Origin of the sequence: Streptomyces sp. NPDC085481, assembly GCF_044541845.1 — a bacterium.
Classification (GTDB): Bacteria; Actinomycetota; Actinomycetes; order Streptomycetales; family Streptomycetaceae; genus Streptomyces.
In genome coordinates, this window is sequence record NZ_JBITTJ010000011.1 from 60,653 (window position 1) to 71,953 (window position 11,301).

The window sequence follows — 11,301 nt, forward strand, 5'->3', positions numbered from 1 at the left end:
GCCGCCTGCGGGAGGCCGCCGGCGCCGCGTGGCGGCCGCTCAGGCGCGCGGGCGTACCTCGACGTTCTCCAGGATGCCGACGGCGTCCGGCACGAGGATGGCGGCGGAGTAGTAGGTGGAGACGAGGTAGGAAATGATCGCCTTCTCGTCGATGCCCATGAAACGGCAGTTGAGGCCGGGCTCGATCTCGTCGGGCAGTCCGGTCTGGTAGAGGCCGATGACGCCCTCGTTGTCCTCGCCGGTGCGCACCGCGATGATCGACGAGCTCTGGTGCGGGCTGACCGGGATCTTGCCGCAGGGCAGGATCGGGACACCGCGCCAGGCGGGGATGTGGTGGCCCTCGACGTCCACCGTGCCGAGGGCGAGGCCGCGCTTGTTGCACTCCTTGCCGAAGGCGGCGATGGCCCGCGGGTGGGCGAAGAGGTACTGGGTGCCGCGGCGCATGCTGAGCAGGTCGTCGAGGTCGTCCGGGGTGGGCGGGCCGCAGTGGGTCTGGATGCGCTGGTCGAAGTCGGCGTTGTTGAGCAGCCCGAACTCGGGGTTGTTGACCAGCTCGTACTCCTGGCGCTCGCGGAGCTCCTGGACGGTGAGCCGCAGCTGCTGCTCGGTCTGGTTCATGGGCTGGTTGTAGAGGTCGGCGACGCGGGTGTGGACCTTGAGGACGGTCTGGGCGACGCTCAACTCGTACTCGCGCGGCTTGAGTTCGTAGTCGGCGAAGGCGCCGGGCAGCGAGGTCTCGCCGAAGTGGCCGGCACTGAGCTCGATCGCGGCCTCGCCGGCCCTGTTGGTGGGGCGGTGGTGTCCGTTGGAGCCGTTGCCGTGGACGTGGTCGCGCAGGTTGTCGTACTGGCCGGCGACGGCCTTGTACGCCGACTGGGGCAGCGCGAGCAGGGTGACGGCGGTGGCGGCCTTGGCGGTGAATTCCCACTTGCCGCCGCCGTCGGCGAGGACGTGCCCGCCCAAGGTGTCGCCGTCGCCGAGCCGTCCGAGCAGGGTCTCGTCGCCGTACTTGCCGGTGCCGGTCTTCTCGACCTTGCCGTGCGCGATGAGGTAGACGTGGTCGGCCTTCTTGCCGGCGTGGACGATGACCTGGCCGGGCTCGTACTGCTTCTGGACGAAGCGCTGGGCCAGGGCGCCGAGCGCGGTCGGGTCGTCGAAGCCGCGCAGCAGGGGCAGTTCGGTGAGTTCGGCGGGGACGACCTCGACCTTGGATCCGCTCTTCACAAAGGTGACGCGCCCGTCGCCCACCACGTACGACAGGCGCCGGTTGACGCGGTAGGCGCCGCCGGGGGTGTGCACCCAGGGGAGCGTGCGCAGCAGCCAGCGGGAGCTGATGCCCTGCATCTGGGGTTCGGACTTGGTGGTCGTCGCGAGGTTGCGCGCGGCGGCCGTGCTGAGGCTGAGCTGGACCTGGCGCGTCTCGACAGAGTGCGCGGGGGCCGAGGCGGCCGCCCGTTCGGTGTCGACCGACATGGACTGACTCCCATTCGTGAAAAAACTGGATGGTCACTCTCCGCGTCCACATGTAACGCATCGTCGCCAAGGCGTAGGTGCCCGGCGTGCCGGTCCCGATGCGCTCCCGGCGGGCGACCACCCTCCGCGAGCCCCGAGCGCTCCGCCGTCCGTGCGGACGGACGAGCCGAGAAATCCCGCCCCCACCTCTTGCCAAACCCCGGGGGCGGCCGGTTTTACTGGCTCCGAAAGGATCTACCGAATGATCGGTCGTCCGTTTTACGACGGACGGCGCGAGACACGCGCGAGGGCGAGGGAGCGGCGGATGAGGGACCTGCTGGACGCGGGCGAGCGACTCGGACGCGACGAGCTGGAGGCGCTCCAGCTGGAACGGCTGCGCGCCACCCTGCGGCACGCCTACGACAACGTGGCGTTCTACCGGCAGTCCTTCGACAAGGCGGGCGTACGCCCGGAGGACTGCGGCTCGCTCGCCGACCTGGCCCGCTTCCCCTTCACCGCCAAGACCGATCTGCGCGAGCACTACCCCTTCGGCATGTTCGCGGTCGACCAGTCCCGGATCCGCCGCATCCACGCCTCCAGCGGCACGACCGGCCGGCCGACCGTCGTCGGCTACACCGAGCGGGATCTCGACACCTGGGCGGACGTCGTCGCCCGCTCCATCCGCGCGGCCGGCGGCCGCCCCGGCCACAAGGTGCACGTGGCCTACGGGTACGGCCTGTTCACCGGCGGCCTCGGCGCGCACTACGGGGCCGAGCGGCTCGGCTGTACGGTGATCCCCGCCTCCGGCGGCATGACGGCCCGCCAGGTCCAGCTCATCCAGGACTTCCGGCCCGAGATCATCATGGTGACGCCCTCGTACATGCTCACCCTGCTGGACGAGTTCGAGCGGCAGGGCGTCGACCCGCGCACCACCTCGCTCGAGGTCGGCATCTTCGGCGCCGAGCCCTGGACGGAGGAGATGCGCCGGGAGATCGAGGAGCGCTTCGCCATCGACGCCGTCGACATCTACGGACTCTCCGAGGTCATGGGCCCGGGCGTGGCGCAGGAGTGCGTGGAGACCAAGGACGGCCTGCACATCTGGGAGGACCACTTCTATCCGGAGATCGTCGACCCGATCACCGGCGAGGTGCTCCCCGACGGCGAGGAGGGCGAACTGGTCTTCACCTCCCTCACCAAGGAGGCCATGCCGGTGATCCGCTACCGCACCCGCGACCTGACCCGGCTGCTTCCGGGCACCGCGCGGGTCTTCCGGCGGATGGAGAAGGTCACCGGGCGCAGCGACGACATGGTGATCCTGCGCGGGGTGAACCTCTTCCCCACCCAGATCGAGGAGATCGTCCTGCGCACCCCCGCGGTGGCCCCCCACTTCCAGCTCCGCCTGACCCGCGAGGGCCGTCTCGACGCCCTGACCGTACGGGCCGAGGCCCGCCCCGACGCGACCGCCGAGCAGCGGGCGCAGGCGGCCCGGACGATCGCGGCGGCCGTCAAGGACGGGATCGGGGTGTCGGTCGGGGTCGAGGTGGTCGACCCGGAGACCCTGGAGCGCTCGGTGGGGAAGATCAGGCGGATCGTCGACCTGCGGGACACCCGGGGCGAGCGCTGAACACGGTCGCTGCGTAGCCTGGAGGGAGGAGGTGGTTGCGATGCTGGCGGACTCTCCCATAGCGGCGATCATTCCGGTGAGCGACCTGGCCAGGGCGAAGCGCTTCTACACCGAGACCCTCGGGCTGCCCCTGACCAAGGAGACAGCCGAGGACACCCGCCTGGAGACCGGTGGTACGACCATCGGTCTGTACGAGACCCCCTACGGCGGCCAGGCCCAGCACACGCTGGGGAGCTGGAAGGTCGCCGACCTCGACTCGGAGATGTCGGAGCTGCGGTCGAAGGGCGTGACCTTCGAGGAATACGACCTGCCGGGCCTCAAGACGCTCGACGGCGTGGCCGAGACGGACACCATGCGCGCGGCCTGGTTCAAGGACAGTGAGGGGAACATCCTCTGCATCACCGAGGAGCGTACGGGCTGACATCGGCGGGTCTCACGAGGCGGCGAAGCGGTCCCTCAGTTCCCGCTTGAGGATCTTCCCGCTCGCGTTGCGGGGCAGCTCGTCGACGAACAGGACCCGCTTCGGCGCCTTGAAGTGGGCCAGCTTCTCCCGTGCGTGGGCGAGGAGTTCGGCCTCGGTGACCTCGGCCCGGAGAACGACGACGGCGGTGACCGCTTCGATCCAGCGTGCGTCGGGCAGGCCCACGACCGCCGCCTCGGCCACGGCCGGGTGCGTGTAGAGGGCGTCCTCGACCTGACGCGGGGCGACCAGGACGCCCCCGGAGTTGATGACGTCCTTCACCCGGTCGACGACCGTGAAGTAGCCATCCTCGTCGCGCACCGCGAGGTCGCCGGAGCGGAACCAGCCGTCCCGGAAGGCCTCCTTCGTCTCCTCCGGCTTGTCCCAGTAGCCGGTGCACAACTGCGGGGAGCGGTAGACGACTTCGCCGGGCGTGCCGGGCGGCACGTCCTTGCCGTCCTCGTCCACGACCCTGGCTTCCACGTGGCGTACCGGCCGGCCGCAGGAGTCCATCCGGCCCTCGTGCTCGTCGGGGCCGAGGACGGTGGCCAGCGGGCCGATCTCGGACTGGCCGAAGCAGTTGTGGAAGCGCAGCGCGGGAAGGCGATCGCGGAGCCGTTCCAGGACCGGTACCGGCATGATCGAGGCGCCGTAGTACGCCTTGCGGAGGGCGGAGAGGTCACGGGTCGCGAAGTCGGGGTGGTTCGCGAGCCCGATCCAGACCGTCGGCGGGGCGAACAGGCTGTCGCAGCGTCCGGCCTCGACCAGGTCGAAGAGGACGGCCGGGTCGGGGCCGTCGACGATCGTGTTCTCCGCGCCCACGGCGAGGTAGGGCAGCAGGAAGACGTGCATCTGCGCCGAGTGGTACAGCGGCAGCGAGTGCACGGGCCGGTCGTCCTCGTGCAGGCCGAGCGCGTCGATGGCGCTCGCGTACTCGTGGACCAGGGCCCGGTGGGTCATCATCGCGCCCTTGGGCAGGGCGGTGGTGCCCGAGGTGTAGAGCAGCTGCACGAGACCGCGCGCGTCGCGGCCGGCGTCGTCCGGCTCCGGGTCCGGCGCCGGCCGCGACCCGGGGTCCCCTGCGCCGAGCGCCGCGAGGAGTGAGTCGTCGGTGTCCCGCAGGGCGCGTACGGGGAAGGCGTCCGGGACCCGCCCGGCGAGCGCCGGATCGGCGAGGACGAGCGAACTGCCCGACTGGCTCAGGATGTAGTCGAGGTCGTCGCCGGCGAGGTGGTGGTTGACCGGCACGTGGACGAGGCCGGCCCTGGCACAGGCGAGGAACGCGATCAGGTACGCGTCGGAGTTGTGGGCGTAGGTCGCGACGCGGTCGCCCTCCGCGAGACCGAGCCCGGGCGCGCGCAGGACGGCCGCGGCGGCCGAGACGGCCGCGTCCAGTCCGGCATAGGTCCAGGCGCGGTCCGCGTAGCGCAGGGCGGTGCGGTCGGGAACGCGCTGGGCGCTCACGCGGAGCACACCGTCGACGGTAAGGGTGAGCAGTCGTCGTTCCATGGCTGGATCCTGGGCGCGGCCGGGCGGCGGGTCAAGTACCCCTTCCGCGCTCGCGCCCCGCGACCTCGGATACCGAACGGGATGTTGACAAAGCAAGCGCTCACCTGAGTGCATGGCCCAACCGGCTTTCACCGCAAGCTTGTTGGGAGGCACGTTGCTCTTCCGCACCTTCTTCCCCACCCGGCTGAGACAGCTCGCGCTGGTGGGCGCGGCCCTCGCCACCGTCACCGCCTCGCTGCCCGCCACGGCCGTCGCCCACCCCGACCGTGGCCTGTCCGCCGTCATCCGCTACACCGAGTACGGCATCCCGCACATCGTCGCCAGGGACTACGCGAGCCTCGGCTTCGGCACCGGCTGGGCACAGGCCGCCGACGAGGTCTGCGTCCTCGCGGACGGCTTCGTGACCGTGAACGGCGAGCGCTCCCGCTACTTCGGTGCCGGCGCAGCCCCCGACGGGTCCCTGTCGTCGGCGGCCGGGAACCTCTCCAGCGACCTGTACTTCCGCGGGGTCAAGGAGGCCGGCACCGTCGAGGCCCTGCTCGCCGCGCCCGCCCCGGCCGGTCCGAGCTGGCAGATCACGGAGCTGATGCGCGGCTGGGCGGCCGGTTACAACGCGTGGCTCAGGAAGAACCCCGTCACCGACCCGGCCTGCAAGGACGCCGCCTGGGTGCGGCCGGTCACCGCCCTCGACGTGGCACGGCGCGGCTACGCGGTCTCCGTCCTCGGCGGCCAGGGCCGCGGCGTGGACGGCATCACCTCGGCCCGGCCGCCCGCCGGATCCACTGCCGACGGGCTTCCCGACGCCCGCCGCACGGCCGAGGCGGCCCGCGAGCTGCTCGCGGCCGAGAACGCCACCATGGGCTCCAACGCCGTCGCCTTCCAGGGCGCCACGACCGCCGGCGGCCGTGGTCTGCTGCTGGGCAATCCGCACTACCCCTGGCAGGGCGGGCGGCGCTTCTGGCAGTCCCAGCAGACCATCCCGGGCGAGTTGAACGTCTCCGGCGCGTCCCTGCTCGGCACCGCCGTCGTGAACATCGGCTTCAACGACCGGGTCGCGTGGAGCCACACCGTCGCCACCGGCGTCCCGTTCAACCTGCACCAGCTCACCCTCGACCCGGCCGACGCCACCGCGTACCTCGTGGACGGCAGGCCGGAGAAGATGACCCGGCGCACCGTCACGGTCGCCGTCAAGGACGGCTCCCCCGTCACCCGTACCCAGTGGTGGACCCGGTACGGGCCGGTCGTCTCGGGTCTCGGCGCGCAGCTGCCGCTGCCGTGGACGGCGACGACGGCCTTCGCCCTGAACGACCCCAACGCGGCCAACCTGCGCGCCTCCGACACCGCACTCGGCTTCGGCAAGGCCCGCTCCACCCGGGACCTCGTCGACACCCTGCGGCGCACCCAGGGACTGCCGTGGGTCAACACGATCGCCGCCGACTCCACGGGCCACACCCTGTTCACCCAGGCGCAGGTGCTGCCGCGCATCACCGACGAGCTCGCCCAGCGCTGCTCCACCCCGCTCGGCCGGGCCACCTACCCGGCCTCCGGCGTCGCGGTGCTCGACGGCGCGCGCGGGGACTGCGCGCTCGGCTCGGACCCGGACGCGGTGCAGCCGGGCGTCTTCGGGCCGGCGCGGATGCCGGTGCTCCGGGACGCCCCGTACGTCGAGAACTCCAACGACAGCGCCTGGCTCGCCAACGCCGACCGGCCGCTGACCGGTTACGAGCGGGTCTTCGGCACCGTCGGCACCCCGCGCTCGCTGCGCACCCGCGGCGGTGTCGAGGACGTGGCGGCGATGGCCGCACGCGGCAGGCTGACCGTGGCCGATCTGCAGCGCCAGCAGTTCGCCGACCGGGCGCCCGCCGGCGACCTGGCGGCGGCCGACGCGGCCCGGGCCTGCGCTGCGGTGCTCGCCGACGACCCCGAGGCCTGCCGGGTGATCGGGGCCTGGGACCGCACGGTGGACAGCGACAGCCGCGGCGCGCTGCTCTTCGACCGGTTCTGGCGGAGGTTCACGGCCGGGGCGCCGGTGTCGGAACAGTAGAAGGTGCCGTTTTCGGCCGCCGACCCGGTCCGCACCCCGCACACCCTCAACACCGGCTCCCCCGCCTTCGCCAAGGCCCTGAAGGACGCGGTGGCCGAGCTGCGGGGGGCCGGGATCGCGCTCGACGCGCCGCTGGGGCAGCACCAGTTCGTGGTACGGAACGGGGCCCGCATCCCGGTGAGCGGCGGCACCGAGGCGCTGGGCGTCTGGAACAAGGCGGAGCCGGTGTGGAATCCGGCGGGCGGCGGCTACACGGAGGTGGCGCACGGCAGCAGCCATGTGCAGGCGGTCGGCTGGGACGGCGGGCGGTGTCCGGTGGCGCGCACGCTCCTGACGTACTCCCAGTCCTCGAACCCCGCCTCGGCGCACTACGCCGACCAGACCCGGCTGTTCTCCGGCGAGCGCTGGGTGACCTCCCGGTTCTGCGAGCAGGACATCGCGCGCTCGCCCGGCCTGAGGATCGTGGTCGTCAGGGGCTGAACGACAGGAACACGAAGGCGGCGAAGATCGAGAGGTGGACGCTGCCCTGGAGCAGGGTGGCCCGCCCGGGCACCACGGTCAGGGCGCTCACCACGGCGGTGAGCACGAACAGCACCATGTGGAGGGGTCCCAGGCCAAGGATCAGGGGCCCCTTCAGCCAGATCGAGGCGAGCGCGATCGACGGGATGGTGAGGCCGATGCTGGCGATGGCGGAGCCGTAGGCCAGGTTCATGCTGGTCTGCATCCGGTCCCGGCGGGCGGCGCATGAGCTTCGCGTTGCCGACGACCGCGACGAGAGCCAGCAGGAGCAGTCCGACGCTGAACCAGGTGGCACGCGCGGACGGCGGCTCGGCGTGCTCGTCCTCGGACTCCTTGCCGTCCTGCCCCGGCCGGGGCACCGGCAGGAAGTAGTCGCGGTGGCGAACCGTCTGGACGGCGACGAACACCCCGTACAGCAGGAGCGAGGCGACCGCGGCGAAGGCCAGCTGGGCGGAGGAGAACTCGGGTCCGGGGTGGCTCGTGGTGAACGTGGGGAGGACCAGCGTCATGGTCGCGAGGGTGCACACGATGGCGAGCTCGCCGCCGGAGCCCTCGGCGTTGAAGACGGCGGTCCGGTTGCGCAACGCGCCCACGAGCAGGGAGAGACCGACGATGCCGTTGCAGGTGATCATGACGGCGGCGAAGACGGTGTCCCGGGCGTAGCTGGTCGCCTTGTCACCGCCTCCGACCATCAGGGTGACGATCAGTCCGACCTCGATGACGGTGACGGCGACGGCGAGCACGAGGGAGCCGTAGGGTTCGCCGACGCGGTGGGCGATGACCTCGGCGTGATGAACGGCCGAGAGCACGGCGGCGAAGAGGCAGAGGACGATGAGCACCACCGCGAACCCCGGCAGGTCACGCCCCCAGCCCAGGGCGAGCCCCGCGGCGGCGACCACCGGGCCCCACGTCGTCCACTGTCGTGCCGGTCCTGCCGTCGTCGAACTCATGCCCTGAATCCTGCCATATGCGGAGGAACGTCCTCCGTGCGCCGCGTACGGCGAGGGCCTGACAGGGACTCAGGGGAAACGTCACATCGGCCGTTCGTGGCCCTCCCAGTACGGGTCGCGCAGGCGGCGCTTGTAGAGCTTTCCGTTGGGGTCGCGGGGCATGGTCGCGATGAAGTCGACCGTCTTGGGGCGCTTGTAGGAGGCCAGGTGGGTCTCGCAGTGGGCCAGGACGGCGGCGGCGAGGGCCGGGCCCGGCTCGTGGCCGTCGGCGGGCTCGACGACGGCCTTGACCTCCTCGCCCCAGTCGGCGTGCGGGATGCCGAAGGCGGCGGCGTCGGCGACGGCGGGGTGGGCGAGGAGCGCGGCCTCGATCTCGGCGGGGTAGATGTTGACGCCACCGGAGATGATCATGTCGATCTTGCGGTCGCGGAGGAAGAGGTAGCCGTCCTCGTCGAGGACGCCGAGGTCGCCGACGGTGAAGTAGTCGCCGATGCGGTTCTTTGCGGTCTTCGCCTCGTCCTTGTGGTAGCGGAAGCCGCCGGTGCTCATCTTCATGTAGACGGTGCCGACCTCGCCCGGCGGCAGCCGCTTGCCGTCGTCGTCGAAGACGGCGAGTTCGCTGATGGGCCAGGCACGGCCGACGGTGCCGGGCTTCTTCAGCCAGTCCTCGGCGGTGGCGAAGGCGCCGCCGCCCTCGCTGGCCGCGTAGTACTCCTCGACGCAGTGGCCCCACCAGTCGATCATCGCCCGCTTGACGTGCTCGGGGCAGGGCGCGGCGCCGTGGATGGCGTGCCGCATGGAGGAGACGTCGTAGCGGCTCCTGGTCTCCTCGGGCAGTGCGAGCAGCCGGTGGAACTGGGTGGGCACCATGTGCGTGTGGGTGCAGCGGTGGGCGTCGATGAGCCGCAGCATCTCCTCGGGGGTCCACTTGTCCATGAGGACCAGGGGGTGTCCGATGTGCAGCGCGGCGCCGGCGAACTGGAGCACGGCCGTGTGGTAGAGCGGCGAGCAGACCAGGTGGACGTTGTCGTCGAAGGGCTTGATGCCGAAGATGCCGAGGAAGCCTCCGAGGTAGGTCTCCTCGGGGAGCTTGCCGGGCAGCGGGCGGCGGATGCCGCGGGGGCGGCCGGTGGTGCCCGAGGTGTAGTTCATCACCCAGCCGAGGGTGCGGTCCCCGGGTGCGGACTCGGGCTGCCCGTCCAGGAGTTCGGCGTACGGCCGGAAGCCGGGCAGCTCGCCGACGCCGTAGCGGTGGCTCGCGGGCAGGCCCGCCTCGTCGGCGGCCGCGGTGGCGGCCGCCGCGAAACGCTCGTGGGCGATGAGGACCTTGGCGCCCGAGTCGGAGACGATCCAGGCGATCTCGGGCCCGACCAGGTGGTGGTTGACGGGGACGAGATAGAAACCGGCCTGCGCGGCGGCGAGATACGCGGTGAGGAACGGGACGCCGTTGGGCAGGACCACGGCGAAGACGTCGCCGCGCTCGAGACCGGCCGCGCGCAGGCCGTGGACCAGCCGGTTGACGTCGGCGTGCAGCCGTCCGGCGGTCCACTCCTCGCCGTCGGGTGCGATCAGGACAGTACGGGCGGGGTCGGCTGCGGCCTGGGACCAGAAGCCGTTGGGACCTTCGGTCACTGCGCGCTCCTTCCGGCGATGCGGTCGATCCGGTCGACGGCCCGCTCGAAGCCGCGGGTGAGGTCGTCGAAGACCTGCTGGACGCTGCGTTCGGAGTTCATCCGGCCGACGATCTGGCCGACGGGAGTGCCGAGCAGGGGGGCGATCTCGTACTTCTGGATCCGCGAGACGGCCTCGGCGACGAGCAGCCCCTGCAGCGGCATGGGCAGCGTGCCGGGTCCCGCGGGGTCGTCCCAGGCGTCGGTCCACTCGGTGCGCAGCTGCCGGGCGGGCTTGCCGGTCAGGGCGCGGGAACGGACGGTGTCGCCCGAGCCGGCCGCGAGGAGCTTCGCGGTGAGCGCGCGGGAGTGCAGCTCGGCCTCGGTGGTGGTGAGCCAGAGGGAGCCGAGCCAGACGCCCTGGGCACCGAGGGCGAGTCCGGCGGCGATCTGCTCCCCGCTCCCGATGCCGCCGGCGGCGAGCACGGGCAGCGGAGAGACGGCTTCGACGACCTCGGGGGTGAGGACCATGGAGGCGATCTCACCGGTGTGGCCGCCGGCCTCGTAGCCCTGGGCGACGACGATGTCGATGCCGGCCTCGGCGTGGTGGCGGGCGTGCCGGGCACTGCCGGCGAGGGCGGCGACGAGGACGCCGTGGTCGTGGGCGCGGGCGACGACGTCGGCGGGTGGCGAGCCGAGGGCGTTGGCGAGGAGTTTGATGGGGTAGTCGAAGGCGACGTCGAGCTGGCCGCGGGCGACCTGCTCCATCCAGCCGGTGATGCGCCAGCCGGAGGCCTCGCCGTCGGCGAGTTCGGGGACGCCGTGCTTGGCGAGGGTCGCGCGGACGAACTCGCGGTGCCCCTCGGGGATCATCGCCTCGACGTCGGCCTCGGTCACCCCCTCGACCTTCTTCGCTGGCATGACGACGTCGAGGCCGTAGGGCAGCCCGTCGGTGTGCTCCTGCATCCAGTCGAGGTCGCGGGCGAGGTCGTCGGGGGCGGTGTAGCGGACGGCGCCGAGGACGCCGAATCCGCCTGCTCTGGTGATGGCGGCGGCCACCGCGGGGAAGGGCGTGAAGCCGAAGATGGCGTGCTCGATCCCCAGTTTCCGACTCAGCTCCGTCTTCATGGGCG

At 71.8% G+C, this 11,301-nt stretch carries 6 protein-coding genes and 2 pseudogenes; 3 read left to right on the forward strand and 5 right to left on the reverse strand.

Annotated features, from left to right (window positions below; all coding sequences use genetic code 11):
• Window positions 1-39: 39 nt before the first annotated feature.
• The gene (locus ACIGEZ_RS22810) at window positions 40-1,473 is read right to left on the reverse strand and encodes a family 2B encapsulin nanocompartment shell protein (RefSeq protein WP_399833856.1); all 1,434 of its coding nucleotides are present in this window, start codon (window positions 1,471-1,473) and stop codon (window positions 40-42) included.
• A gap of 304 nt (window positions 1,474-1,777) precedes the next feature.
• On the opposite strand from ACIGEZ_RS22810, the gene paaK reads away from it, so the two are divergent.
• Both paaK and ACIGEZ_RS22820 read left to right on the forward strand, forming a co-directional pair.
• Window positions 1,778-3,076 carry a phenylacetate--CoA ligase PaaK gene (paaK, locus tag ACIGEZ_RS22815; RefSeq protein ID WP_399833858.1) on the forward strand — a complete coding sequence of 433 codons (1,299 nt, stop codon included), beginning with the start codon at window positions 1,778-1,780 and terminating at the stop codon, window positions 3,074-3,076.
• A gap of 40 nt (window positions 3,077-3,116) precedes the next feature.
• Window positions 3,117-3,497, forward strand: coding sequence for a VOC family protein (locus ACIGEZ_RS22820; RefSeq protein WP_399833860.1), 381 nt, complete (start codon window positions 3,117-3,119; stop codon window positions 3,495-3,497).
• A 12-nt stretch (window positions 3,498-3,509) separates the two neighbouring features.
• On the opposite strand, the gene ACIGEZ_RS22825 is transcribed toward ACIGEZ_RS22820, so the two are convergent.
• Window positions 3,510-5,045 carry a fatty acyl-CoA synthetase gene (locus tag ACIGEZ_RS22825; protein WP_399833862.1) on the reverse strand — a complete coding sequence of 512 codons (1,536 nt, stop codon included), beginning with the start codon at window positions 5,043-5,045 and terminating at the stop codon, window positions 3,510-3,512.
• Window positions 5,046-5,157: 112 nt separating this feature from the next.
• Here ACIGEZ_RS22825 and ACIGEZ_RS22830 point away from each other — a divergent pair.
• Window positions 5,158-7,569, forward strand: a pseudogene (locus ACIGEZ_RS22830) (penicillin acylase family protein).
• Here ACIGEZ_RS22830 and ACIGEZ_RS22835 read toward each other — a convergent pair.
• The 3 genes and pseudogenes from ACIGEZ_RS22835 to ACIGEZ_RS22845 form a co-directional block, all read right to left on the reverse strand.
• Window positions 7,559-8,558, reverse strand: a pseudogene (locus ACIGEZ_RS22835) (calcium:proton antiporter). The pseudogenes ACIGEZ_RS22830 and ACIGEZ_RS22835 sit on opposite strands and share 11 nt — an antisense overlap.
• Window positions 8,559-8,639: 81 nt before the next feature.
• A complete protein-coding gene (locus ACIGEZ_RS22840; protein WP_399833864.1) occupies window positions 8,640-10,190 on the reverse strand; it encodes an acyl-CoA synthetase in 1,551 nt (516 codons plus the stop codon).
• Window positions 10,187-11,296, reverse strand: a complete 1,110-nt coding sequence (locus ACIGEZ_RS22845; RefSeq protein ID WP_399833866.1) for an NAD(P)H-dependent flavin oxidoreductase — start codon at window positions 11,294-11,296, stop codon at window positions 10,187-10,189. Before ACIGEZ_RS22845 ends, ACIGEZ_RS22840 begins: the two co-directional genes overlap by 4 nt.
• Between the last annotated feature and the right edge of the window lie 5 nt (window positions 11,297-11,301).